Annotated in this window: 23 protein-coding genes and 3 tRNA genes; 22 read left to right on the top strand and 4 right to left on the bottom strand. The window is 61.0% G+C overall.

Annotated features, from left to right (window positions below):
- Window positions 1-62 precede the first annotated feature (62 nt).
- From mtnN to P272_RS0103140, 8 genes are all read left to right on the top strand, one after another.
- The gene (mtnN, locus tag P272_RS0103175; protein WP_044097726.1) at window positions 63-797 is read left to right on the top strand and encodes a 5'-methylthioadenosine/S-adenosylhomocysteine nucleosidase; all 735 of its coding nucleotides are present in this window, start codon (window positions 63-65) and stop codon (window positions 795-797) included.
- 376 nt (window positions 798-1,173) lie between these two features.
- Window positions 1,174-1,695 (top strand): 50S ribosomal protein L10, encoded by a 522-nt coding sequence (rplJ, locus tag P272_RS0103170; protein ID WP_024626821.1) that lies wholly within the window; start codon window positions 1,174-1,176, stop codon window positions 1,693-1,695.
- Between the two features lie 103 nt (window positions 1,696-1,798).
- The gene (gene rplL / locus P272_RS0103165; RefSeq protein WP_015022403.1) at window positions 1,799-2,179 is read left to right on the top strand and encodes a 50S ribosomal protein L7/L12; all 381 of its coding nucleotides are present in this window, start codon (window positions 1,799-1,801) and stop codon (window positions 2,177-2,179) included.
- A gap of 325 nt (window positions 2,180-2,504) precedes the next feature.
- On the top strand, window positions 2,505-4,046 hold the full coding sequence (locus P272_RS0103160) for a glycoside hydrolase family 30 protein (RefSeq protein ID WP_029678102.1): 1,542 nt from the start codon (window positions 2,505-2,507) through the stop codon (window positions 4,044-4,046).
- A 51-nt stretch (window positions 4,047-4,097) separates the two neighbouring features.
- The gene (locus tag P272_RS0103155) at window positions 4,098-5,633 is read left to right on the top strand and encodes a glycoside hydrolase family 30 protein (protein ID WP_029678101.1); all 1,536 of its coding nucleotides are present in this window, start codon (window positions 4,098-4,100) and stop codon (window positions 5,631-5,633) included.
- Between the two features lie 259 nt (window positions 5,634-5,892).
- Window positions 5,893-7,482: a variant leucine-rich repeat-containing protein gene (locus P272_RS0103150; RefSeq protein WP_029678100.1), complete on the top strand. Its 1,590-nt coding sequence runs from the start codon at window positions 5,893-5,895 to the stop codon at window positions 7,480-7,482.
- An 8-nt stretch (window positions 7,483-7,490) separates the two neighbouring features.
- Window positions 7,491-11,201 (top strand): helicase, encoded by a 3,711-nt coding sequence (locus P272_RS0103145; RefSeq protein WP_155804961.1) that lies wholly within the window; start codon window positions 7,491-7,493, stop codon window positions 11,199-11,201.
- Window positions 11,201-11,434 carry a hypothetical protein gene (locus P272_RS0103140; RefSeq protein ID WP_044097724.1) on the top strand — a complete coding sequence of 78 codons (234 nt, stop codon included), beginning with the start codon at window positions 11,201-11,203 and terminating at the stop codon, window positions 11,432-11,434. Before P272_RS0103145 ends, P272_RS0103140 begins: the two co-directional genes overlap by 1 nt.
- 9 nt (window positions 11,435-11,443) lie before the next feature.
- Here P272_RS0103140 and P272_RS0103135 read toward each other — a convergent pair whose 3' ends face one another.
- On the bottom strand, window positions 11,444-11,854 hold the full coding sequence (locus tag P272_RS0103135) for an MscL family protein (RefSeq protein ID WP_441293856.1): 411 nt from the start codon (window positions 11,852-11,854) through the stop codon (window positions 11,444-11,446).
- Between the two features lie 562 nt (window positions 11,855-12,416).
- Between P272_RS0103135 and P272_RS09410 the strand changes: the two genes are divergently transcribed.
- Window positions 12,417-12,707, top strand: coding sequence for a hypothetical protein (locus tag P272_RS09410; RefSeq protein WP_172636700.1), 291 nt, complete (start codon window positions 12,417-12,419; stop codon window positions 12,705-12,707).
- A 276-nt stretch (window positions 12,708-12,983) separates the two neighbouring features.
- Here P272_RS09410 and P272_RS0103125 read toward each other — a convergent pair whose 3' ends face one another.
- Together P272_RS0103125 and P272_RS09070 are read right to left on the bottom strand one after the other, a co-directional pair.
- Window positions 12,984-13,199: an FmdB family zinc ribbon protein gene (locus tag P272_RS0103125; protein ID WP_044097723.1), complete on the bottom strand. Its 216-nt coding sequence runs from the start codon at window positions 13,197-13,199 to the stop codon at window positions 12,984-12,986.
- Between the two features lie 101 nt (window positions 13,200-13,300).
- Window positions 13,301-13,978 carry a 5-formyltetrahydrofolate cyclo-ligase gene (locus P272_RS09070; protein WP_172636699.1) on the bottom strand — a complete coding sequence of 226 codons (678 nt, stop codon included), beginning with the start codon at window positions 13,976-13,978 and terminating at the stop codon, window positions 13,301-13,303.
- A gap of 79 nt (window positions 13,979-14,057) precedes the next feature.
- Here P272_RS09070 and P272_RS0103115 point away from each other — a divergent pair, with 79 nt between their 5' ends.
- From P272_RS0103115 to rpmG, 13 genes are all read left to right on the top strand, one after another.
- Window positions 14,058-14,711 (top strand): GNAT family N-acetyltransferase, encoded by a 654-nt coding sequence (locus tag P272_RS0103115; RefSeq protein ID WP_029678093.1) that lies wholly within the window; start codon window positions 14,058-14,060, stop codon window positions 14,709-14,711.
- A 76-nt stretch (window positions 14,712-14,787) separates the two neighbouring features.
- Window positions 14,788-16,218, top strand: a complete 1,431-nt coding sequence (locus tag P272_RS0103110; RefSeq protein WP_029678091.1) for a hypothetical protein — start codon at window positions 14,788-14,790, stop codon at window positions 16,216-16,218.
- Window positions 16,219-16,400: 182 nt separating this feature from the next.
- Window positions 16,401-16,694 carry a co-chaperone GroES gene (gene groES / locus P272_RS0103105; RefSeq protein WP_015022393.1) on the top strand — a complete coding sequence of 98 codons (294 nt, stop codon included), beginning with the start codon at window positions 16,401-16,403 and terminating at the stop codon, window positions 16,692-16,694.
- A 119-nt stretch (window positions 16,695-16,813) separates the two neighbouring features.
- Window positions 16,814-17,914 carry a histidinol-phosphate transaminase gene (locus P272_RS0103100; RefSeq protein WP_029678090.1) on the top strand — a complete coding sequence of 367 codons (1,101 nt, stop codon included), beginning with the start codon at window positions 16,814-16,816 and terminating at the stop codon, window positions 17,912-17,914.
- A gap of 178 nt (window positions 17,915-18,092) precedes the next feature.
- Complete coding sequence (gene nrdI / locus P272_RS0103095) at window positions 18,093-18,581, top strand: class Ib ribonucleoside-diphosphate reductase assembly flavoprotein NrdI (RefSeq protein WP_029678089.1); 489 nt, start codon at window positions 18,093-18,095, stop codon at window positions 18,579-18,581.
- A 65-nt stretch (window positions 18,582-18,646) separates the two neighbouring features.
- Window positions 18,647-19,642 (top strand): class 1b ribonucleoside-diphosphate reductase subunit beta, encoded by a 996-nt coding sequence (gene nrdF / locus P272_RS0103090; protein WP_044097768.1) that lies wholly within the window; start codon window positions 18,647-18,649, stop codon window positions 19,640-19,642.
- 175 nt (window positions 19,643-19,817) lie between these two features.
- A complete protein-coding gene (gene nrdI / locus P272_RS0103085; protein WP_029678086.1) occupies window positions 19,818-20,315 on the top strand; it encodes a class Ib ribonucleoside-diphosphate reductase assembly flavoprotein NrdI in 498 nt (165 codons plus the stop codon).
- Window positions 20,316-20,366: 51 nt separating this feature from the next.
- Window positions 20,367-22,562 carry a class 1b ribonucleoside-diphosphate reductase subunit alpha gene (gene nrdE / locus P272_RS0103080; protein WP_029678085.1) on the top strand — a complete coding sequence of 732 codons (2,196 nt, stop codon included), beginning with the start codon at window positions 20,367-20,369 and terminating at the stop codon, window positions 22,560-22,562.
- 170 nt (window positions 22,563-22,732) lie between these two features.
- Window positions 22,733-23,728 carry a class 1b ribonucleoside-diphosphate reductase subunit beta gene (gene nrdF, locus P272_RS0103075; protein WP_029678084.1) on the top strand — a complete coding sequence of 332 codons (996 nt, stop codon included), beginning with the start codon at window positions 22,733-22,735 and terminating at the stop codon, window positions 23,726-23,728.
- A gap of 117 nt (window positions 23,729-23,845) precedes the next feature.
- Window positions 23,846-23,927: transfer RNA gene (locus P272_RS0103070), tRNA-Tyr, on the top strand.
- Between the two features lies 1 nt (window position 23,928).
- Window positions 23,929-24,000, top strand: a tRNA-Thr gene (locus tag P272_RS0103065).
- Window positions 24,001-24,004: 4 nt separating this feature from the next.
- A tRNA-Met gene (locus tag P272_RS0103060) sits at window positions 24,005-24,078 on the top strand.
- Between the two features lie 46 nt (window positions 24,079-24,124).
- Window positions 24,125-24,292, top strand: a complete 168-nt coding sequence (gene rpmG / locus P272_RS09065; RefSeq protein ID WP_015022386.1) for a 50S ribosomal protein L33 — start codon at window positions 24,125-24,127, stop codon at window positions 24,290-24,292.
- A gap of 134 nt (window positions 24,293-24,426) precedes the next feature.
- Here rpmG and P272_RS0103055 read toward each other — a convergent pair whose 3' ends face one another.
- Window positions 24,427-25,758, bottom strand: coding sequence for an O-acetylhomoserine aminocarboxypropyltransferase/cysteine synthase family protein (locus P272_RS0103055; protein WP_029678083.1), 1,332 nt, complete (start codon window positions 25,756-25,758; stop codon window positions 24,427-24,429).
- Window positions 25,759-25,774: the final 16 nt, after the last annotated feature.

Below are 25,774 nucleotides of genomic sequence, written 5' to 3'. Positions count from 1 at the left end.
TACGGCCTGCAGTAGGCTGGTCGGGCCGCAGTCGCGGGTGAAACATGGATAAGGAGTCAGGCATGAGCAAAACAGACGGTTCCCTGGAGGGTGAAGATCGACGGCCGGTTGTCGTCATAGGAGCCATGGACGAGGAGGTGGCCCTGATTGGCCAAGGCCTGAAGCAGGCGGATCAGGATTCGCACGCCAGCGATGCTGGGCTGAAAGTCATATGTGGAACCCTTGAGGGGTCGCAGGGCCCGGTTCGACTGGCTGCCACAGTGGGCGGCATGGGTACGGTCAACATCGCCGCCACCACGCAGTATCTGATTGATGCCTTCCATCCCAGGGCCGTGATCTTCTCCGGCATTGCCGGCAACCTGAACAAGGACCTGCACATCAACGACGTGGTTCTTGGAGGCACCCTGCGCTATCTGGACACGGACATGCGGTTGGTGGCCCAGTCGGCCCCCGGCACCGAGGAGTTCCATTCGGACCCTCACCTGTTGGATCTGGCAGGCCGCACTCTGGATGCCATGGGAATCAAGCACATCGTCGGCATTATTGCCACGGGCAACTACTTTGTGGACAGCCCGGAGAAGATTGCCCAGGTCAAGGAGCAGACCGGGGCCGATGCGGTCGAGATGGAGGGAGCAGCCGTCTGCCACGTGGCGGCCCGCAACAAGGTTCCGGCTCTGGTCATCCGCGCTTTGAGCGACAACGCCGATACCGACTACGAGGTTTTCCGGGAGTTCGACATCTCCGAATACGCCGACACGGCCGCCAGGCTGGTGCTGGGCATCGTGCGCGGGCTCTGATCGCAGATCGGTAAGGAGCTCCTGGGTGTCTGGCCTGGCGACCGTGGGCATGTGAGCTGATTGGTTGCGCCGTTAAGGTTTGTGAACCATAAATCTGCTGCGGTCTTGCGGTCCTCGGATCCGGCTGGTGCTGAACTTGTCGTGTCTGCGGATTTGACGGTCGTGGCTGATCTGTGTAGTATTGCCCCTTGCATACCAAAGACCGTTGGTCGGGACCCTTGGGTCTCCTAAGTTCGGTTGATCGAGCCAGCACAGGTTGAGTTTCAAATCGGTCCTCGCGACCTGTTTTCCGCTCTGCCTGTCGGCAGGGCTTTCTTTTTGCCTGCCATGCTTGGTCGTCCGGCTCCCTCCAGAGGTCTGTCTAGGAAGGAACGCCATGAAAAGGCCCGAAAAGGAAGAGGCTGTCGCCAGGCTGACGGACAAGTTCCGTGACGCCGATGCCATCATCCTCACCGAGTACCGCGGGCTCAGTGTTCCGCAGGTCGCCGATCTGCGAAACAAGCTAGGCCGCGATACTTCCTACAACGTGGCGAAGAACACGCTAGCCCGGATTGCGGCCAAAGAGGCTGGAATCGAGGGTCTCGATGAGATGCTTGCCGGCCCCTGCGCCATCACCTTCGTCAAGGGTGATTACGTCAATGCCGCCAAGACGCTGCGTGATTTCGCCAAGGACAACCCGGCACTGATTGTCAAGGGCGGCTTCATCGATGGAGCTGTTGCTGACGCGGATGCCATGAAGAAGATCGCGGATCTGGAATCCCGCGATGTTCTGCTCTCCCGGATGGCCGGCGCGCTCAAGGGCACCATGTCCAAGGCCGCCAACCTGTTCGTCGCTGTGCCTACCAAGGCCGTGCGCACGTTCGACGCCCTGCGCGAGAAGCAGGAAAAGGCCGCCTGAGTCCACGGCCACTGGCCCGGATTCATACGGCAAACACAAGAAAAGATGTTCGGTGGTCGGCCTACCAGTCAATGCCGGTCGCCACAAATGAAAGGAAGCCATTATGGCCAAGCTCTCCGCTGACGAGCTCATCGACGCGTTCAAGGAAATGACTCTGGTCGAGCTGTCCGACTTCGTCAAGAAGTTCGAGGACGAGTTCGACGTCGAGGCCTCCGCCCCTGTGGCCGTGGCCGCCGCTGCTCCCGGTGCTGCTGCTCCTGCTGAGGAGGAGAAGACCGAGTTCGACGTCGTCCTCTCCGCCATCGGCGACAAGAAGATCCAGGTCATCAAGGCTGTCAAGGCCATCACCAACCTGGGTCTGGCCGATGCCAAGGCTCTGGTTGACGGTGCCCCCAAGACCGTCCTGGAAGGTGCCAAGAAGGAAGACGCCGACAAGGCCAAGGCCCAGCTGGAAGAGGCCGGCGCCACTGTCGAGCTCAAGTAGTCATCGGCTCTGTCTGAGCAACTGCATGCTTGAAGGCCCTGTGCTGTCATCGACAGCGCGGGGCTTTTTCTATATCTTGTCCGACCGTGCGCACAGGGATGGTTGCGCTGCCCCGTGCAGAGCCGACGTTCACACGGGATATACGTATGTTCGTCCCGCTGTTGTGGACGCAGTTTCAGCCGCCCTGGGGCATAGGGATGACCTATAGCCGGAACGATTGCAATAGATTGCAACAATTTTTTCATGATTAGAACCGCAACTAAGCTAAGGCTCTGTCCTATCGACCGTGACGCCGATGCCCAGATACGACAACGAGAGAGCAATCATGACCATCACTTTCACCAACCAGTTCTGGACCGTGACCTCCGGAGACCTGACCGATCGCCGCCGGCCCCTGCAAGCCCCTCCGATGGGGGAGAGGCCCAAGGATGCCAAGCCCATCGTCATCGATCCCTGCCAACGGCATCAGCCCTGGCTCGGTGCCGGAGCCGCCATCACCGATGCCGCCGCTTCACTGATCTGGGGCAGCCAATCCGCACAGCAAAGGCATGCCCTGCTGGATGACATGTTCAACCCTGACAAGGGCGGCTTTTCGGTTATCCGCATCCCCCTGGGCTCCTGCGAGCCATCTTCCCAGCCCTACTACACCTACGACGACATTCCCTATGGCGAGCATGACAAGGACCTGACTAAATTCTCCCTGGGCGAGGGCGAGCCGGGCGCTCCGGACGCCACCAAGGACTACAAGTACATCATCCCCGTTGTCCAGGAGATTCTGTCCATCAATCCTGCGGTAAAGATCATCGCCTCGCCTTGGAGCGCCCCGGCCTGGATGAAGAGCACCGGCCACCTGTGCATGGGCGGCCACCTGCGCTTCGACGAGTGGACCGGCAACGGCTATGATCCGCTTGAGGATTCCATAGAGGGCGTCTATGCCCGGTACTTCGCCCGCTACATCGACGAGATGGAAGCCATAGGCATCCCTATCTGGGCGGTCACTGTGCAGAACGAACCCTCCAACGCCGCCCCTTGGCCGGCCATGACCTGGACTCTGGCCCAGCAGGCCGACTTCGCCCACCGATTCCTGCGTCCTGCGCTGGACCGTCGGCACTCCCAGGTGCGCATCTTCATCAACGACGACTCGGCACATTGCCTGACCGGACCGGTCGACAAGGATGTCACAGCCGAGCAGGCCCGTTCCATCGATGGTCTGACGCTGCACACCTATGACAACGACTACCCGCAACTGGACTATGCCAACCGGGTCTATCCGCAGTGGATCTATGGCATGACTGAACGTCGCTGCATGCTGGACCAGACCCCCGAGGATGCCGCTCACATCATGTCCGGGGTCATCGGCAACTGGCTGGTCCGCCATGGCTCTTCCTTTATCACCCTGTGGAACATGGCCCTGGACGAGCGTGGGCTGCCCAACCAGATCGGTGCCGACGGTAGACGCGGGGTGGTCACCATCGATCATGGCAGCGGCAAGGTCCGCAGAAACCTGGAGTATTTCATGCTCCGTAGTTTCGGCCAGGACGTGGAACCGGGCTCAGTGGTGATCGACTCCAGCAACTACACCCCGGACGGCTGGAGTGGTTCGCTGGGCTCAGTGGCCTTCCTGGCGCCGGATGCATCCATCGCCGCACATATTTACAACCCCACAGGCAAGCCTATCAAGGCGGCTGTCACCATCAACGGCTGGGGGGACCGCTGGCAGAGTGTGACCGTGCCGGCCTGGGGGACCGTGACCATGCACGTGACGACGAGCGAGCGGATCAATGATTCGGCCGTACCCGAGGATGAGGACTTCGCCCTGCAACTGCCTGAGTACACCGTGGATGACAAGGCTCCCGGACAGGACTAAGGACCGGAATGGCGATGCCGGGAAGAGCCCGGCAGAAGGAGGCGTACGAACATGAAGGAGATTTGGACCGCAACGGCAGGGGATCTGTCCCAGCGGCGAGAACCGATAGCGATTCCAGAGACGACGAGTGGACCCGGCGCAGCCGTCCCTATCGTCATCGATCCAACTAGGCGCTACCAGTATTGGGAGGGGGCCGGTGCTGCTCTGACGGACTCCAGCGCCTACCTGTTCATGACGGCCATGGATGCCGACCAGCGTCATCGGATTCTCACCGAGCTCTTCGACCCGGCTCAGGCGGGCCTTTCCACCCTGAGGATCTCGATGGGGTCCTGCGATTTCTCCAGCCAGCGCTACTACTCCTATGATGATTTGCCCGAAGGGGTTATGTCGGATCCGGGCATGGCCTACTTCTCCATTGGGCAGGGGAAGCCAGGCTCGCCCGAGGCCACCAGGGACATGAAGTACGTGGTACCCGTCCTTCAGGAGATCATGGCCATCAACCCGGGCGTGCGGATCCTGGCCTCTCCCTGGAGTGCACCCGCCTGGATGAAGGACAGCGGTCGGCTGGACGGGGCTGGGCGTTTGCGGCTGGGTCAATACTGCGGCAACGGCTACCGTTCACGTGACACGGTCGATGCCGCCTATGCTCGCTACTTTGTCCGGTTTATTGAGGCCTACCAGAAGTTGGGGATTCCCATCTCGGCAGTGACCATGCAGAACGAGCCCTCCAACAATCCGCCATGGCCCATGACGATCTGGACTCCTGAGGAGCTGGTGCGCTGGGGCGTGGACTACCTGCGTCCGGCACTGGACCGTAGCTTCCCCGAGGTGGAGATCTTCTTCGGTGATGACGGTCTGAGGTTCTTCAGTCGCCCGGTCAGCGACTATATGACTCCTGTGGAGGCCCTGAGCTTCGCCGGGACGGCCATGCATACATACTCCGGCCTGCCCAAGTGGGTGGTGAACGCCACCAGACAGTTCCCGGGATGGCGCTCGGTCATGAGTGAGCGCCGCTGCATGCTGGACGAGCGGGTGGACGAGGCAAGCCACGTCATGTTCGGGGAGATAGGCATCGGACTGGTCCGTCAGGGCGTGGGCATGATCGACCTGTGGAATCTGGCCCTGGATGAGCAAGGTCTGCCCAGCTGGGCGCGAACCATGGGCCGGCGCGGGGTCATCACTGTCGACTCACGAACCGGCGGGGTCAGACGCAATCTGGAATACTTCATGCTTCGCAATTTCGGACAGGACGTACCGGTCGGCGCTCGCAGGGTGGCCTCCACCAGCCATACCCGCGACGGCCGGACCGGCGGTCTGGGTTCGGTCGCCTTCGTTCGCGACGACGGTGAGCTCAGCGTCATCCTCTACAATCCGACCGGAGTGCCCATCCAGGCTGCCCTGACCGTCAATGGCTGGGGAGCCAGGTGGCGATCGATAAGCGTACCGGCCTTCGGGACGGTCTCCTGCCACATGTCGAGCTCCGACCACCTCAACCGCAGCACGGTGCCCGAGGATGACCAATTCGTCGTCCATATGACTCCACACCCAGCTGATGACCACGACGAGGGAGAGGACGGCCAGGACTGATCCGACAACGGCGGTCGTTGCTTGACTCTGATGGTTGGATCCAGAGTAAGGGCGGCCGCCGTTTCTTGTCGATCGAGTCGATCGCGTCGTTGCCAAAGCCATGCCTGCAGGAAGGGTTCACTGCACCGGCATGCCCGCCAGCCTTTCATGTGTCCTTTATCAGTTAATTCGGCACGCAATCAATCCTATCTCTGGGTTTCATGACAGAATAGGCGATAGTACCGAGTGAAGGCGGCTGCAGATTTGGGAGGTCGAAAACGTGAGTGACGATCGGCGACCGGGGCAGGTGTGGATAGTCAAGTTCAATGGGGCGGAAGAGACCCGGCTCAAGCCTGGCGAGACCGTCGAGATCGGCCGCAAGCCTCTGCGTCCACTGGCCGATGATGGTCGGCGTCGTCTGGAGGTGCCCGATAAGACTAAATCCATGTCCAAACGACATGCCATTTTCGCCGTCGACAAGGATGGTCTGGCCACTCTGCGCGACATGGGTTCCACCAATGGGTCCTATCTGATCCAGTCCGACGGATCCCTGGTCAGGCTGCCTGTGGATGCCGCCTTTCCCCTGTCCAGCAGCTCGGCTCGTTTCCAATTCGGTGATGTCCCTGTCGACTTCGTGCGCATCAGCAATCCTGAAGAAGATAAGACCGACCCTTCGACCCGGGTGCCTGACCTGTTCTCATACTCCACACAGCCCCGTGGCATGGTTGAACCTGATGCAGCTGAAATGTCCGTCGATGACATTCTGGACATGCGCGCCGGCGAGCCCACTGGCATCTTCAAGGCCGATGGGGTCCGCAACAGGGTCACTGCCCTGCACGATATGGCTCTGGGCGCCGCCAAGACAGCCGATTCCTCCCAAGAGGCCGACAGCGCTCCACAAGATCGTCCCAGGTCTGCCCCATTCGCTCGCGACTCGCAGGACAATCCGTCGCAGCCCGCAGATTCGCGGGGCTCGCAAGCCCGGTATTCTGACGACTCTGATTCAGCCGAGCGTGGCCAGGCTGACAGGGGGGCGGCTGATGCAGACTCAGCGGATGATCAGGAATCGGACCGTCGCAGGGTCTATGCCGATCAGCCGGATGACAGGGCATTCGAAGACCGCCAGGGTGACCGGCGTGCAAATGACTTCCAGGCCCAGGGCGCCCGTGGCGAAGCTCGTCGGCCTCTGCCATGGCAGGAGCAAGAATCCGAGCAGGGCCTGCCGCTGGTCGGCACCCAGGAGGAGGATAGTCAGCCTGTCGACCGCGACCTTTTCGCAGATGCTCGCCGTTCCCGTTCCGCTGAATCCGCTTCTGATCAGATTCGCTACGACCGGGATGCTCGCGATGCCCGTGATGTCCGTGACGATCGTGGTCATCGTGACGATCGTGCAACTTCCGGCCGCAGCGGCTATGCGGACGGCCAGTCACGGCAGGGTCGGAGAGACCAAGCGGACTCGGCTCAGGGGTTCACCCCGCTGGGAGCTGTAGAATTGGCCCGCCTGTCCAAGAAGGAATCGGATCAGGCCCGGCGTCCCCAGCAAGCGGACGAGCAAGGTGATGACCAGCGTTATCAGCCAGCCTTCGAGCCCGGATCCGTCTTCGAACGGGTCTCCAAGGGGAACTACGACCGTAGCCAGGAGGCCATCGTAGTGGACGGGATGAGCTCAGATGATGCCAAGCGTACCGGGGACTTCGCCCTGCAGTTCGCCATGGCCAAGCATCGGCAGCTGCTGCCTTTCCTGGCGATGAATCCGTCTCTCTATGATGATCTGTACGCTTGGTTGGAGGCTCAGGGCGACCAGGACATCGACGCGGCCCTGCGCAACAATGACGGGTATCACGAATATCTGAACGCCGTGCGGAAGTGAGTGAACGGATGAGCGAGACGGTAATGAGCACCGGGGGATCGGAAGAGGACAAACGTGCTGAAGATGCCCAGGCATCAACGGCTGGTTCTTCCTCCGATCGCGCGGCAGAAGAGGTCAAGGCTCCGTCGACTCCCCTGGAGCGAATTCGAGGATGGCGCCAGGATTACCAGAACCAGGTGGGCCTGACCCCCTTGGAGAATGTGTCGCAGTTGGCGGCGCAGATGGACCTGACGCATGCGCATCCTTCAGGCATCGCCCAGCTTTTCGCCAGCGGCCAGGTCCATTTGGATGCGCTCTTCCGAGACCGTGGGATGCTGCGAGCAGCCCACCGGCGCATGGAGCGGGTTCTGGACGATCAGGCTGCCAAGGAGCGTGCCAGCGGTTTCGCCCAGCTTTCCATGGTGGTGGGAGTGGCTGCCTGGCAGGGGCGCGACATGCCCGTGCTGCTCTATCCCGTGCGTATCGACGAGAGCACACAGGGGGCCTCCAGGGCCTCCATCAGGTTCACAGGCAAGGTGGACCTTAATCCTGCCCTGATCTCGGCCATGCGTGAGCGGGGCATCACCCTGGATCCTGACCGTCTGTTTTCAGCTTCCCACTATCAGGGCGGCACCCCCGAAACTTCATCCCTGTTCAAGGACATGACGGCCCTGATCACGCCGCATATCAGCGACTTCACCATCGAACGGAAAATCGTTCTGGGATGCTTTATCGAGCCGTCGGCCCAGCTGCTGGGCGAGAGCCTTCGGATTCTGGACCGGATGACCACCGGGTCCACCGGCAACGATCTGCTGGATGCCTTGGCTGGCGACCAGGCTGCCTCCGAGCGGCTCAAGGGCGGACCTGTGCCTGACTACAGCCCCTTCGATGCAGACCCTCACAGTGAGTTCGAAGCCGGAGATGTGGACAACCGGGTCCGTTATGCCGCCCAGCTGGTGGCGACCGGACACAGCGTGCTCGTGGATGAGCAGACCGGCCGCCACAGCGCCGACGATGCTCTGGCCATCGCCTCGCGCTGCGTCACTGCTGGAAGAACCGTACTCTATGTGCCCTGCGTGGTGGAGGAGAAGCGGCGCTTCCAGCGTCGTCTGGATGCCGCCGGGATGGCGGACATGGCTCTTGACCTGACCGACGACCAGCTGGGCCGGGTCCTGGACCAGCGGCTGATCGATGCAGTGGGGTTCAAACCCGGCAAGGCCAGCGAACACTTCGATCAGGTGGCTGACGAGCTTGTGGGTGTCCGCTCCCGGCTGACCCGCTACCTGGGTGATCTGCATGGAGTGGATTCCAGCTGGGGGGTTTCGGCCTACCAGACCATTCAGAATCTGGCCAACATCGCCAATATGCCTACGCACCCTGCCACCCGTGTCCGTCTGGGCGCGGCCACGGCCCACAACCTGCAGCCCGAGCTGGATGCCTGGGCAGACAAGCTGGAAAGGGCTGCCGAGCTGGGCGAATTCGTGATCGGTCCTCAGGACACGCCTTGGTTCGGCGCCACCCTGGTCAGCGAGAACGAGGCTGTGGACGCATACTCCCGTGTGGTTCGCCTGCTGCAGCGGCTTCTGCCGGACACCCGCGAACAGGTCAAATCCACTGTGGAGACCTGCGGATTCCCCGTGCCGGCCACCGTCAAGGATTGGGGTAGGCAGGTGGTCGTCCTCAAGAATCTGCGCCGGGTACTGGATGTCTTCCAGCCCTCCATCTTCGAGCGTGACATTCCCGCCATGATCGAGGCCACCAAGTCCAAGGCCGACCGCAAGGCCAATGGCACCAATCTGGGATTCTGGGAACGCCGACGTCTGGTCAAGGAGGCCAAGAGCCTGCTCAGGCCCGGTGCCCAGGTCGAGGATCTGCATGAGTCGCTGGTGGTGGTCTCCAAGCAGGCAGAGCAATGGCGGACTTTTGTCCCCCACGGCGGCTGGCCGGTCCTGCCGCCCAAGCTGGACGTCATCATCGATACTCAGGAATCCCTGATTCGCGACATGACGGCTCTGGACACCGTTCTGGCCTCGACTCCGGCTGGCGGCGATCTTGAGACCATGGACTTGAACAAGGTTGAGGAGCGGCTCAAGGCCCTCTTTGACGACCATACAGCCCTGGATACCTTGCCTGAGCGCTGCGCCCTGGAGGACGAATTCAACAAGGCGGGGTTGCAGGATCTGGTCCAGGACCTGCGCAACCGTCAGGTTGGGGGCAAGGCGGTACGGGCTGAATTGCAGCTGACCTGGTGGACCACGGTCTTCGATGACATCATGCGCTCCTCGCAGATCATCTCCAACCAGGACGGTTCCGCCCTATCCAATGCAGCCGACCGCTTCAGCCAGGTGGATGCACAGCACGTGGCCAGCGTAGGGCCCATGGTTGCCCAGGAGAGCGAGAAGCGCCTGTCCGAGCTGCTCTTCTCCCGCACCCAGGAGGCCAATCAGCTGCACACCATGCTGGCCGGCAGTCCCGGTGCCTCCCTTGCGGTCTTCCAGCAGGCCCACCCCGGCATCCTGTCGGCGGCCAAGCCCATCATCATTGCGACTCCGGCTACGTTGGCGACCAGGACGAATCCGACACAGCTGGCTGACACGGTCATCATCGATGCCGGAGCCCATATGCCTTCCATCCAGGTGCTGACCGTGCTGGCTCGTGCCCGGCAGGTGGCGGTCATCGCCCACCGGCCTACCATCACCTCGGATGGCCTCTTGCAGCTGGTCGACCATCTGGTCCCGGTCACGGTCAAAGCCCGGCCCTCGCGCCGCTCGATTCGGCTGGACACCTTCCTGAAGGATCATGGCTATGGGGATCTGTCGGCGCCCGTCCCTGATTGCCGGGAGCCTGGGAGGGTAACCCTGACCAGGGTGGAGGGTGCTGGCGTCCCTGTAATGGCCACTGGGCTGGTCGAGTCCAGCCAACAGGAGGTGGCCGCCGTTGTCGACATGCTCCGACGCAAGGCCGGATCCTTCTCCCTGGTGCCGAACAGCTATCTGCTGACTGTGGTCACCCTGTCGGCAACCCACCGCTCCAGGCTGGGCGCCGAACTCAAGTCGGCAGCGGCCAAGGACAGGGCTTTCGCCAAGTTCCTGCGGCATGTACGCATCGTTGGCATTGACGAGGTCTGCGGAGCCAGGGCCACGGACGTGATCCTTACTCTGGGTTTTGCGAAGACCACCCACGGCCGTCTTCTGCAGCAGTTCGGCGATCTGGAAGGCGAAGGGGGCAAGGGCATGTTGCTGGATGCTCTGGTCCTGCCGGATCGGAATCTGGACATCGTCGCGGCATTCTCGGCTGATGATCTGGAGGCCGACCGCATTCACCAGCCCGGACCGCGTTTGCTCAAGGATCTGTTGAACTGGGTTGAGCATCCTGATACGGAACCGACACGGCCCGAGCAAGCCGAGCAGTCCACTAATGTGCTCTTCGGGGATCTTGCCCAGCGCTTGCGGACCCGGGGGCTGGATGTAGCCCTGGATTACGGGTACGATCAGGCGCCCCGAATTCCGCTGGTGGTGGGGCTCAAGAACAAGCCCTATGCTTTGGCCGTGTTGACCGACGATGCCGAGTTCATGCACACCCAGTCCACCCGGGAGCGTCACCGGTTCACCACTGAGGACTTGCAGTATCTTGGCTGGTCGGTCATGACCGTCTGGAGTGTTTCGGCCTTTGTCAACCCCGATAAAGAAGCCGACAGGATCGTTGCCCGTCTTGCCGATATCTACCAGCAGGCGCGTTGATGGCGGATAATCAGCTGGATCGCGATAATCAGTTCGATGAGCCTGCGGCTCCGCACCGACGTCGGCATCGGCGGGTGGTTCGTCCAGGCAAGGAGCGGTTCGATGTTGATGGCATCGAGGAGGATCCCCAGGACCGTATCTGTACACAGGATCGGCTTGACGGGGATGACCGACGGATTCTGGGCGAGCTGCCGCCTCACTGGGGGCTCTTCCCCAATGAGCGCGGCGACTGACTGTCGGGCCTAGTTCTGGCTCTTGGGCAGTCTGGTTCCGACCTGTTGACCGTCTGTGTTCGTTGATTGGTGGATGTCGTCGGCAATCTGGCGCAGCAACTGAAGGCTCTGGTCCTGGGGGCTTGGAGCGTTGGGCTGGTCCTTGATGCCCGAGGCCGCCCGGCTCAACTGCCGCAACTTGTTGATGGGCATGATGATGCAGAAGTAGACGGCGATGGCGATCAAGAGGAAGTTGAGCAGGGCTGTCAGAATGGCGCCGAAGGAGATTGTGGCGTTCCGGTAGGTGATGGTCAGGAGTCCCGACAGGTCCGGTTTGCCGAAGATCATGGCAATCAGGGGGCTGATCAGATTGTTGACGATGGCGTTGACCACGCTGGTCACTGCTGAACCCATGACCACACCCACGGCCATATCGACCATGGACCCACGCGAGATGAACTGCTTGAATTCGCCCAGCACGCCCTTGTTGCTGAGTTGCGAGATTTTGTGGACTGCTTCGGCGGTATCTTTGGCCGCCACCTGGTTGATCGAGGCCATTCTGCATCCTTCCGTAGCTGATATGAGGCATGGAAAGCCCATGCCTGCTTCTTTCTCCATTATCGCGGGCCCAGGATTGTTTCGGTTTTCCGACATGATTGGAGGGTGTCGATGCAGAAGTTTTGTCGGGTCGGATGGCAATGACCGGGATGGATGGATCCAGCGATAACAGGAGCAGAGCCTGACTGGCGTCCAGGGCGAAGACGGCCTGGGACCCTTGGCGGACTTGATTGCCCTCCCGTCCATCCAGATCGGATCGATCCCTGGCGATGGTCTGTGCCGGCTGCAGAGCCAGTGCCTGCTCGGCTATCATGCAGTGTCCACCGCCTGGGGTCTGCTCGGGAGTCGATGTCTGCCGGCTCTTGACTTGCTGGACATGGGGAAACTCAGGTTCCCTGTTAGCGCTAGGCCGGTCTCGCGCTGAGGAGGGTGGCAGAGGATTCTGATGTGCAGAATGCGCGCCGGCACCGGCTGGGCAGTCTCCCGAGGCCAGCAAATTCACTTTGTCGCCAGCCTGCAGGTCTCCTGGATCATCGGCCAGGCGGACGGTCACCGGGGTGGTCCCGGGCGGCTGTGCAGGTCTGTTGCTGATCATGGCCGTGGTCAGCGGTTGCCCTGTGTGAAGACTGATCATCAGCCGCCGCCCACGTACTTGTCCAAACGAAGAGATCAGGCCGGGCAGCAGTTCCCTGCCATGCAGGATTCGCGTTTCAACCATGCCAGGCTCGATGGCTAATCCGCGTGCAATAGGCCGCGAGGCGACCAGTATTGACAGGCGGCCCTGGGCCTGGACCAGGATCTGCAGGGTGCAGAAGACTGCCAGCCCCAATGCCAGGGCGGCTCCCGCATGTCGCAGCTTAAAAAGCCGCCGTCGGCGGGTCAGGGAACCGGCGGCAGCTGAAGGCTTGTCCTTATTGCTGAATATGGAAAAATCGACCATGCGCCCAGCCTGTCAGGATTTTGGCAGGCATATGGGTCCGCATGGTCGATGTGGTCGAATGTGCCTCTCGGTCTACTTGCTGCTTGTGGAGCTTGAAGAGGAGGAAGATGAGGCTCCGTCGGTCCGGTAGAAACCATGGCCCTTGAACTCGATGGGCACTGCGGAGAAGACCTTGCGGACCTGCTGCTGCCCGCACTTGGGGCAGATGGTGATGGGCTCGTCGTTGAAAGACTGCTCCTTGGTAAAGTCGTATCCGCAGTTCTTGCAACGATAATGATAGGTGGGCACCGTTCTTTCCCTCCGCTGATGGTCGGTTCGCGCGACGATTGGTTCAACACCCAATATCCTAGTGGTGGCTTCGACCAGAAGAATCGGCACCGGGCCTTTCGTCAGTCTTGTTCATCACCATTATGGTCCGCTCTGGGCCCTCGTGACAGACCTGCGGCTGTGGGCGTGAAACCTTCGGGCGTCAGGACGGCATCCACAGGAAGATCATGGTCCAGATGCGGCAGAGGTTTTTCCACGAATTCGCCGGGCCAGCAGATGCCCACCACCGGAGTCTGTTCTGCTCGCAGGCACAGAGCCCGGTCATACCAGCCCCCGCCCCGACCCAGACGAATGCCGGCATGGTCGATGGCCAGTGCGGGCACCAGGATCAGACCGGCTTGATTCAAGGCCTGTGCTGGCAGGGCCGACATATCGGGTTCGTCCGGCCGCCAGCCGGGAATCCGCTTCATGTCATTCAGATCCCGCTCTGATTGGAGGCGTCCCCAACCTACTTGGGTGCCCGTGCCAAGCATGGGGATAAGCACCTGGTAGCCCCGGCCCAGCAGGAGGTCCAGGCTGGGGTCCATGGCTATCTCCCCGCGAATGGAGGCAAAGGCAGCCACGGTCAGGCTCTGGCGGCCTTGGGAGCGCTCGACCTTGGCAAGCACCTGGTCGGCCAACAGGTCGGCCAACTTACGGCCTGCGTCCAGGCATTGGGCCCGATTGATGCGCCGTCGAGCTTCCAGCAGCCGGCCGCGCCGATTCTGTTTGTCCATATCGATGCGTTCCTGCTTGTTCATGCACTCAGTTCTACCAGCAGGGGCTCTCCCTAATGGACGTATGCCTGCCTCGGATGCCGTTCGGTGAGAACATGGAATCATGTCGGTTCTGCATACCTTCCGCCAGGTCTGGCAGGGTTCCCGAGCCCGTTCGAACAATGCCCTGGATCTGCCTGATCGTCTGACTCCGCCCCCAGGCCATGGGGATTTCCTGCTTAGGCCCATCCGCGAGGGGGACCAGGCAGCCTGGAACGCGGTCCGATGGAGGAATCGTGATTGGCTGGCCCCATGGGAATCAGGGGATCCCCGTCATGGACCCGGCATGACCTATGCCCAGTGGATGCAGGAGTTGGAGCATTCCCGGCAGGAGGGCACCTCAGCGGTCTTTCTGATGGAGTTTCATCAGAGCATAGTGGGGCAGATTTCCCTGGGCGCCATCCGCTATGGGTCCATGTGCACGGCGACTGTGGGCTATTGGGTGGACCAGGATTGGATCGGTCACGGATTCGCACCCCTGGCTTTGGCCATGTTGGCGAATTGGGCCTTCAGGGACAGGAGGGGGCCCCATCTGCACCGTCTGGAGGTGGCGATTCTGCCTGAAAACCAGCGCTCCCTACGTGTGGTCCAAAAGCTGGGAATGGAGTCGGAGGGACTGCGCCGCAGCTATATGTATGTAAACGGACAGTGGCGGGATCACCTGACCTTTGCCTGGGTCAGTGACCAATTCGATCCCGATTTGCTGGCTCGTCTATAAGCTTCTGGGGCGGACATGGTCGACACGCTGGGTTTGACTTGCCGCTTGGGGCATACCGTCAACTAACGTAGTACCTATGGTTTATGAATCACTCAGCAGCATTGTGGTTTTGGTGATTGCGGTGATTCTGGTGCTGGGTTGGCTGCCGTTTCGCACCGTCAAAGGCATGAAGCGGGCCTCGGAGCATCGCCAGGACAGGCTTTCCACCTCCCTGCACATGGTGGGTCGGGAAGACGGCATGAGGTTCTGCGACAGGCAGTCGAGGACGGTGAAAGGGTTGGTCATGCAGCAAGGGCAGCAGGATGGCAACCGGCGCAGTCAGGCCCAGCGCATCAAGCAGATCAGACAGTTGCGCCGCGCGGCCATACGTCGTCGTCGCATTCTGGTCCTTGCCCTCTTGGTCATCACCCTGCTGGTGACTGGACTCTCCTTCCTCATGGGCTACAGCCCATGGTTTACTTTGGTTCCTCTGGCCTTGGTGATAATGGTATTGGCCGCAGGTGCCCATGCTTCAGCCCAGGCCCGAGCCTGGGAGCGCAATTTAGCCCAGCGGCGTGCCCGGCAGCGTCGTCAGCAGGCAGCCATTCTGACTAAGAGCAAGACCCCCAGCAAACCTGGGCAGGCCAAGAATGAGGGTCGCGCGGAAACTGCCACGGATGTGCTTGACCAGGGTGAGATTCGTCGAACACTGGTCCAGGCCAAGGCTGATCAGCAGGCAGCCCTCAAAGCCAGGCAGCACAATTCGTCCAAGCCCGCAAAGTCTGCAGTCAGTAGCAGCAAGGCCAAGAGTTCAGCCGGGTCCGCCAAGTTGAGCGAAAAGACTGCTGCACAGACCGGGCATACGTCGAACAAGCCGTCCGCCGCCAAGAAAGCCTCTGAACGGACCCCAGCCAAACAAGCGGCTTCTCGACCGGAGGCTTCGAAACCAGCAACTACCAAATCTTCAAGGGTCCAAAGGGCTGCCTCCAAGCCAGCAGCGTCCAAGTCGTCAGTGGACAAGTCAGTTGCCTCTCCGCAGTCGGCATCCGTGCAATCCGCTACCACCCGGTCAGGTAAGTCTGGATCGGTCTCTGTGTCTGCCGGCAAAGAGCACTCAGCTTCGTCGGCTCAGTCCTCCACATCCGGAGAATCATCGTCTTCGGCTAAGGCCCAGGACGATGCCACCAACGAACTCGAACGTATCAATCCATCTCCGGCCTTGGATGCCTTCGGTATGGCGGCTGGCCAGGATCTGATTTCCTTCTCCTTGGGATCAGACCGTGGCGAGGGATCAGACAAGGATGGCAAGCATAACGAAGATGAGGGCCCTCACAGCCTGGAGATCAAGTCCACCCGGCAGGTCTCCGTGGCCCGTCCCCCCGAAAAGAAGAAGGCCGATGGGCAGCCCGACGACTTTCACAAGCGGGAGATGCAGGCCCAGGTCGAGGCGCCTGATCGCAGCGAGGACTCCCTGTCCATCGGCGTGGAGGCTATATTGGCCCGGCGTCGTCCGGCAGCCAAGTCCTGACAGAGGAGCCAATCGACGACCCCTCTTTCACCACCAGCGTTAGCACTCAAGTTGGCAGAGTGCTAATTTCGCGCTACTATGACTTGTAGCGCAAAGGAATGCGTGGTGAGTGTTCGTCAGCCTCTCATCGACGTTCCGGCGTGGGTTCATTGGCTGTTCTCACAAGATGTAGGAGGTCCACAGTGTCGATTTCACTCACACCGTTGGAAGACAAGATCGTCATCAAGCAGGCTGAGGCGGAGACCAAGACCGCTTCCGGACTGGTCATCCCCGATACCGCCAAGGAGAAGCCCCAGCAGGGCGAGGTGCTGGCGGCAGGCCCCGGCCGTCGTGACGACAAGGGCGAGCGCATCCCCATGGATGTCAAGGTTGGCGACAAGGTTCTGTACTCCAAGTACGGCGGCACCGAGGTCAACTACGGCGGCGAGGACTACCTGATTGTGTCCGCACGCGACGTTCTGGCCATCCTCAAGTAGCGAGGCGGTGATAGTGGCCCCTGGTCCCGCAGAAGGACCAGGGGCCATTTGCGTCTCGTCAGTACCGTGCAGCGGAACAAACGCCGCAGGGACATATGGCGGCCACTAGCATGGTGTCCATGTACTATCGTCATCGCGCCAGCATTGATTCCCTCCCCGGATACCGGCAGGGCAGCCCGGCACCATCTGTTCCCGGGTTGACCAGTTACAAGATCTCCAGCAACGAGAACCCATACCCGCCCTTGCCCGGCGTGCTTCAGACCGTCTCCCAGCAAGCCCTGGGCCATTTGAACCGCTATCCCGACATGCGTGGCACCCTTCTGGTAGAGCGGCTGGCCCAGATGCACGGCGTCGATCCCGCATGCATCCAGCTGGGATGCGGATCCACCGAGGTCATCACCCAGCTGGTTGACCTGGTGGCTGGTCATGGCGACCAGGTGGTCTATCCCTGGCGCAGTTTCGAGGCCTATCCCATCATCGTCACCATGGCTGGCGCCACCGGAGTGCCCGTGCCCCTGGATAAGCAGGGGCGGCATGACATCGATGCCATGATCGCCGCGGTCAACGACCACACCAGACTGGTCATTGTCAACAATCCCAATAATCCAACTGCGACCAACGTCGACCGCGGCCAGGCCGAACAGCTGTTGCAAGCCCTGCCCGCCGATCTGCCGGTGCTCTTTGATGAGGCTTACATACAGTTCAACGACGACCCTGATCGAGCCGACGGATTGTCGCTCATGCGCGAGCACCCCAATGTGATAGTGGCCCGGACCTTCTCGAAGGCCTACGGACTGGCCGGTCTGCGAATCGGATACGCCGTGGCTGCCGAGCCGATCATTGCCGGCATGAACAAGGTGGCCCTGCCCTTCGGCGTCACCGATGTGGCCCAGACGGCGGCAATGGCCAGCCTGGACGCACAGGATCGCCTGGCCGAACGGGTCCAGGCACTCAAGCAGGAACGGGCCAGAATCCTGTCTGGTTTGAAGGAGCAGGGGTGGAATATCCCCGAACCTCGGGCCAACTACTACTGGCTGCCTCTGGGCCAGGCCGCCGCACAGGCTGATCAGCGTTTCCGCGACGCCGGCCTGTCTGTCAGAACCTTCCCTGGCGAGGGCATCCGCATCACTGTGGGGGAGCGGGAGGCCAACGACCGGGTCCTGGAGGTTTGCGCGGACCTGCGCCGACAGGGTTTGCCGCAGGACCAGATCTCTGACTAACGGTCGCAATGGCGCGAACGTAAATGTAAATGCTTGCCGTCTTCGCTCTTGTATGGAATGTCACAGCGGGGGCGGTTTTGCCGTTGTGAACTTGTGTCGTCTTGGATAAACCTATATATTGTGGTTGGCTGGCCAAGTCTATCCAATATATAGTGTTTACCAAGGAGCAGCAGTCACTATGTCTTCAGCAGATGTGGATCGGCACGATCCTCCCGATGGCGCCTTCAGGCTGGTGTATTTCTCCAGCGTCTCCAACAACACCCACCGCTTTGTTCAGCGGCTGGGCGTAAAGGAGCCCATCCGCATCCCTCTGTATGAACGACGCCAGCCCATGCCCGTTATGGATGCGCCCTACCTTCTGCTGGTGCCCACCTATGGTGGTGGGTCAGCCAAGGGAGCCGTGCCCAAGCAGGTCATCCACTTCCTGAACAATCCGGTCAACCGCGGGCTGATTCGCGGGGTCGTCACCTCGGGCAACCGAAACTTCGGCAGCGCCTATTGTGCGGCCGGCCCGCTGATAGCCCGCCGGTGCGGTGTCCCTGAGCTCTATCGCTTCGAGCTGCTGGGCACCTCGGAGGATGTTCAAGCGGTCAGGGCCATTCTGGCCGGTATGGGAGTGCAGCTCCAGCAGCAGTCGACTGATTCACGAAAGGCGGTTTTGTCATGAGCCAGCAGGAAAGCACGCAAGAAAGCACCAAGTCAGAGGCCGGCGTCTATGCCGACGACGAGATGATGCGCCAATCCATCACCCCGCCCCAATACCGTGTCACCCCTGAGGCCAGGATTCGCCCGGTCAACTGGAACAAGATCACCGACGAGAAGGATCTGGAGGTCTGGAACCGTCTGGTCTCCAACTTCTGGCTGCCCGAGAAGGTGCCGCTGTCCAACGACATCCCATCCTGGAACACGCTGACCGATCACGAGCGCCAGACCACGGTCCGCGTCTTCGCCGGACTGACCATGCTGGACACCACCCAGGCCACCATCGGCGAGCTGGTGCAGATCGATCACGCCCGCACCGAGCAGGAGCAGGCCATCTACACCAACATCGCCTTCATGCAGTCGGTCCATGCCCGCTCCTACTCCTCGGTCTTCTCCACCCTCTGCTCCAGCGAGGAGATCGACAAGGCCTACCGCTGGGCTGTGGCCAACGACGTCCTCCAGGAGCGCGTCCACACAGTCCTGCACGAGTATGTCAGCGAGGATCCTCTGAAGCGCAAGGTGGCCTCCACCATGCTCTCCTCCCTCATGCTTTATGCGGGCTTCTACCTGCCCCTCTACTTCTCCAGCCATGCCAAGCTGATGAACACGGCTGACATGATTCGGCTGATCCTGCGCGACAAGGCCATCCACGGCTACTACTCGGGCTACAAGTATCAGCGGGGTCTTGAGGAGAGGACCCAGGCCGACCAGGCCATGCTGGAGAAGTTCACCAATGATTTGCTGGACAAGCTCTATGATCTGGAGATGGTTTACTCCGGGCAGATTTATGAGGGCTTCCCCTTCGTCGAGGATGTCTTCGCCTTCGTTCGCTACAATGCCAACAAGGCGCTGATGAACCTGGGCTACCCGGCCCGGTTCGCAGCCGACCAGACCGATGTCAGTTCGGAGATCCTGGCGGCCCTGTCGCCATCGGCCAACGAGAACCATGATTTCTTCTCGGGTTCGGGCTCCTCCTACGTTATGGGGCACTCCGAGTCCACGGACGACGACGACTGGGACTTCTAGTCCAGTTGGAACCGGTGTGATATTGGGCACAGAAAACCCTATATATGCTCACCGTTTTCGATATCGATAGCACATATAGTAGTTCAGGCTCGCGTTGGGCGGGTTCTGATCGGTCCGTTCTCAGGGCGGACATAACCGTCAAGACAGGCTCTGGATGGCCTGATCAGGAGGAAGCATGGAGCAACAGCAGACCGCCGGAACTGATTCGGAGCTCAGTGCTCCCGAGTTCGCCGCCCAGGGTCAGCGCCTGGGGGCCGTGGTCTACTTCTCATCGGCCTCGCGCAACACCGCCCGGTTCATCGCCAACTGCCATTTGGATGACGAGGGGATTGACGTCTTCCGCATCCCTCTGAGGCCCAAGGACCCGCCGCTCAACATTCGGCAGCCCTACATCCTGATGGTCCCCACCTATGGGGGAGGATCAGCCAAGAAGGCGGTCATGCCCCAGATCAAGCGCTTCCTGAATGATCCGGCCAACCGGGCCGGTATCCGCGGGGTCATCGCCTCGGGCAACACCAACTTCGGGGAGGCCTTCTGCATGGCGGGGGATATCATCTCCCGCAAGTGCAATGTGCCCTTCCTCTACTATTTCGAGCTCATGGGCACCAAGGAGGACCAGGAGAAGGTCCGCCGCGGGGTCGTGGATTTCTTCCGCAACCACCCCGAGTCCTGAGCAAATTTTCTTACACGTATCATCATTGCCACATTCATGAAAGGACACCCGATGGGAGCAAACGAGGACACGTCCCTGGCTCTGGACAGGACCGCATCCGAGGATGAGGAGACCTTCGATCCGGCTCACGACTACCATGCCCTGAACGCCATGCTGAACCTGTATGACAAGGACGGCAGGATCCAGTTCGACAAGGACCATGAGGCCGAGCGCCAGTACATGGACCGGCACGTGGGTCCCAACACCATGACCTTCCCCTCCACGGCCGAGAGGATCGCCTACCTTCTGGACCACGAGTACTATGACCGGAAGGTCTTCGAGAGCTACACCCCGGAGTTTCTGGACAGGATCTACAAGCATGCGGCCGAGAGCGGCTTCGAGTTCGAGACCTTCCTGGGCGCCTTCAAGTTCTACACTTCCTACGCGCTGAAGACCTTCGACGGCAAGCGCTACCTGGAGGACTTCCCCCAGCGCTGCGTGGCCGTGGCCCTGGAGCTGGCCGACGGAGACGAGCAGGCCGCCATGAAGTACACGGATGAGATCATCTCCGGACGCTTCCAGCCCGCCACCCCAACCTTCCTGAATCTGGGCAAGGCCCAGCGCGGCGAGCCGGTCTCCTGCTTCCTGGTGCGTATCGAGGACAACATGGAGTCCATCTCCCGTGGCGTCAACGCCGCCCTGCAGCTGTCCAAGAGGGGCGGCGGCGTGGCCCTGCTGCTCAGCAACCTGCGTGAGATGGGTGCACCCATCAAGCACATCGAGAACCAGTCCAGCGGCGTGGTCCCGGTCATGAAGCTCCTGGAGGATTCCTTCTCCTACGCCAACCAGCTGGGTGCCCGCCAGGGTGCCGGCGCCGTCTACCTGTCGGCCCACCATCCTGACATCATGCGCTTCCTGGACACCAAGCGGGAGAATGCAGATGAAAAGATCCGCATCAAGTCCCTGGCCCTGGGCGTGGTCATCCCTGACATCACCTTCGAGCTGGCCAAGCGCAAGGAGCCCATGGCCCTCTTCTCGCCCTACGACGTGGAGCGGGTCTACGGCAAGCCCTTTGCCGACATCTCCATCACCGAGCACTACGAGGAGATGGTCAAGGACAAGCGGATTCACAAGAAGTACATTGACGCCCGCGACTTCTTCATGACCCTGGCCGAGATCCAGTTCGAGTCCGGCTACCCCTACATCCTCTTCGAGGACACGGTCAACAAGGCCAACCCCATCGACGGCCGGATCACCATGTCCAACCTCTGCTCGGAGATCCTGCAGGTCCAGGAGCCCAGCACCTACTCCGAGAACCTGGACTATGAGCATATCGGCCGTGACATCTCATGCAATCTGGGGTCCCTCAACATCGCCAAGGCCATGGACGGCGGCCTGGCCGACACGGTCGAAACCTCGGTGCGGGCACTGACCTCCGTCTCCGACCACACCAATATCGAGGCCGTCCCCTCCATCAAGCGGGGCAACGACGAGGGCCATGCCATCGGTCTGGGTCAGATGAACCTCCATGGTTTCCTGGCCCGCGAGGGCATCCACTACGGGTCCGAGGAGGGGCTGGACTTCACGGACATGTACTTCATGACCGTGGCCTACCACGCCTACAGGGCCTCCCATGCCCTGGCCGTGGAGCGGGGGAAGGCCTTCGCCTCCTTCGCCAAGTCCGACTATGCCAAGCCGGCAGGGCAGGGGAACTACTTCGACAAGTACACCGAGGGCAGCCGTTCCCTGGAGCCCAGGACCCAGCGGATCAAGGACCTCTTCGACCAGTACCAGGTCCACATTCCCACGGTTGAGGACTGGAAAGAACTTCAGGCGGCCATCCTCAAGGACGGTATCTACAACCAGAACCTCCAGGCTGTTCCGCCGACCGGATCCATCTCCTACATCAACCACTCCACCAGCTCCATCCACCCGATCGCATCCAAGATCGAGATCCGCAAGGAGGGCAAGATCGGGCGCGTCTACTACCCGGCCCCCTACATGACCAACGACAACCTGGACTACTTCGAGGATGCCTACGAGATCGGCTGGAAGAAGATCGTGGACACCTACGCCGAGGCCACCCAGCATGTGGATCAAGGGCTCTCGCTGACCCTCTTCTTCCCCGACACGGCCACCACCCGCGATCTGAACAAGGCTCAGATCTACGCCTGGCGCAAGGGGATCAAGACCCTCTACTACATCAGGATCCGCCAGCAGGCGCTGGAGGGCACCGAGGTCGAGGGCTGCGTCAGCTGCATGCTTTAAGGCACCTGTCCTTAAGACATATGCAATCACTGGTCGGTGCCGTCTTCAAGGGCGGCACCGACCCTTTGGTATCCACATCCACAGGTCGGTCCGTCCATGCGGTAGACTGACGGTCCTGTCATGATTCGCGTCGCACTGTCGAACACCTATCCAACAAGGAGCAATCAACCATGGTCCCACCCATTTCCATTCCCCGGCAGCCGCTGAAGCTGATCGACCGGGTCTCCGCCATCAACTGGAACCGTCTGGAGGACGAGAAGGACCTGGAGGTCTGGGATCGTCTGACCGGCAACTTCTGGCTGCCCGAGAAGGTCCCTGTCAGCAATGATCTGCCCTCCTGGCAGGCCATGAGCGAGGAAGAGCACACCCTGACCATGCGGGTCTTCACCGGGCTGACCCTTCTGGACACCATCCAGGGGACCGTGGGCGCCGTCAGCCTGATCCCGGATGCGCTGACCCCCCATGAGGAGGCGGTCTATACCAACATCGCCTTCATGGAGTCGGTCCACGCCAAGTCCTACTCCTCCATCTTCTCCACCCTGGCCTCCACGCCTCAGATCGACGCCGCCTTTGAGTGGAGCGAACACAACGAGTTCCTCCAGCGCAAGGCACAGATCGTCCTGGACTACTACGAGGGCGACAACCCCCTGAAGCGCAAGGTGGCCTCCACCCTGCTTGAGTCCTTCCTCTTCTACTCGGGCTTCTACCTGCCCATGTACTTCTCCAGCCATGCCAAGCTGACCAACACGGCCGACCTGATCCGTCTGATCATCCGGGACGAGGCCGTCCACGGCTACTACATCGGCTACAAGTACCAGAAGGGGCTGGCCAAGGTTTCCGACTCCGAGCGCCAGGCCATGAGCGATTACACCTATGAGCTCCTGGGCGACCTGTACGACAACGAGGTGGAATACACCGAGAGCCTGTACTCAGGGGTGGGCCTGGTTGAGGATGTCACCAAGTTCCTGCGTTACAACGGCAACAAGGCGCTGATGAACCTGGGCTATCCGGCCCTCTTCCCCTCGGACACCACCGATGTGAATCCGGCCATCATTGCTTCGCTGAGCCCCAACGCCGACGAGAACCACGACTTCTTCTCCGGCTCGGGCTCCTCCTACGTCATGGGGAAGGCCGTGGAAACGGACGACGACGACTGGGATTTCTGACCTGTCCGGTCCCGCTCTGACAGGGAAGACACGACGTTGGAGCGGGACTTGCGGAAAACGGAAAAACATGTCATTATAGGCAAGTTGCCGTACGGAGCTCCGGTTCTAGTGCGGCATGGCGGATTTCCCAAGCGGTCAAAGGGAGCTGACTGTAAATCAGCCGCGTAATGCTTCAGAGGTTCGAATCCTCTATCCGCCACGCCTCGGTAGCTCAGTGGCAGAGCACTTCCTTGGTAAGGAAGAGGTCGTGAGTCCGATTCTCACCCGAGGCTCTCTGGCGGGGTAGCTCAGCTGGCTAGAGCGTACGACTCATAATCGTAAGGTCAAGAGTTCGAGTCTCTTCCTCGCTACTGTGGCCGACATACGTCGGTCGTGCAACGACTATAGAGGTGAACCATGGCAAAAGCCGCAGATATCCGTCCTGGCATTACGCTGGCGTGCACCGTGTGCAAGGAGCGTAATTACATTACGACCAAGAACCGTCGTAACACTCCTGACCGTCTGGAGCTCAAGAAGTTCTGCCCCCGTTGCGGCAAGCATACCCTGCACCGGGAGACCCGCTGAGTTTTCCCGTCTTTTGGCTTCATCGGAACCCGACCATTTGGCCGGGTTCTTTTTTATGCAAGGGTGTTTCCTTATGCAAATCTGTCTACATGCCTGCCCTGCATTATGGGTTTTGCGATATAGGGGCTCGGTCTTCAGAGAGTGTCCCGGTAGGCGGCCGCAAAGGCATGATCCAGGTCGGCGATCAGGTCGCCCGGGTTCTCCAGACCCACGGAGATTCGAATCAGATCGTCGCCCACGCCTGCGCTGAGGCGATAGGGGCCCGGAACCTCCCTGTGGGTGATCCTGGCCGGGTCCACAATCAGGGTGCGGCAGTCGCCGATGTTGGGCATGTAGCTCATGAGACGCACCGAGTCCACGATGCGCTTGACCTGCTCATAGCCTCCCTGGACTTTGAAGGAGAGGATGGTGCCGACACCCTTGGGCAGCAGGGTCGAGGCCAGGCGGTCCTGCTGGTCCGCATCGCCCTGGTGCCGGCCCTCGGGAATACCCGAATAGTTGACCCGCTCCACCTGGGGGATGGTCAGCAGATGGCGGGCCAGGACTTCCGCCGTCTTCACCTCGGCAGCGACCCGCTGTGCCAGGGTCTCAAGGCCGGTCAGCTGTAGGTAGGCGGTGAAGGGGCTCATGACCGCCCCGAAGGTATGCAGGTACTTGGTATGGACCCTGTGGAGGAAGGCCATCTTGCCGAAGGCTTCCAGAAAGCTGACCATGGACCCGTGCCGCTCGTCGCTGATGATCAGTTCGGGCTGGCTCATCTGCGGGAAGCGGCCGTTGCCCCAGTCGAACCGTCCTGCATCCACGATGACCCCGCCCAGGGCGTTGCCGTGGCCGCTGATCCCCTTGGTGGTCGAGTGGACGACGATGTCGGCACCGAAGTCGATTGGGTTGAGCAGATATGGCGTGGGCACCGTATTGTCTATGATCAGGGCCAGCCCATGCCGGTGGGCCAGGTCGGCCAGACCGGGGATGTCGGCGATGGCTGTGGACGGATTGGCCACGGACTCGGCGAAGATGGCCCTGGTGTTGTCCTGGATCAGGGATTCCACTGCATCAAGGTCGTTGATGTCGTCCACGAAATCCGTCTCAATACCGAAGTTGGGGAAGAAAGTCTTCATGGCATCCACGGAGGTCCCATAGAGGTCGACCGGGGAGATCAGCCTCCCGCCGCCCTCGGCTGCACACATGAGGGCTGATGACACGGCGGCCATCCCTGAGGCCATGGCCACGGCCCCCTTGCCCCCCTCCAGGCTGGCCAGGCGGTCCTCCAGGACCTTGACCGTGGGGTTTGCCAGGCGTGAGTAGGAGAATCCTTGAATTTCACCGGCGGCCAGGGCATCCCCCCGGTCGGCAGTGACCATGTCAAAGGCGGCCGACTGATAGATGGGGACGCTGGCCGCGCCTCCGACAAGGTTTTGACAGTCATAGCCGTCATGGACGGCTTTTGTTGCGAATCCTTTGCTCATGACGGCCCGCTCCTCT

It is taken from the genome of Bifidobacterium sp. 7101, from assembly GCF_000499285.1.
In the GTDB taxonomy this organism is placed as follows: domain Bacteria; phylum Actinomycetota; class Actinomycetes; order Actinomycetales; family Bifidobacteriaceae; genus Bombiscardovia; species Bombiscardovia apis_A.
Note: the sequence above shows the minus strand (reverse complement) of the source record. Positions and strands in the feature narration are given on the sequence as shown.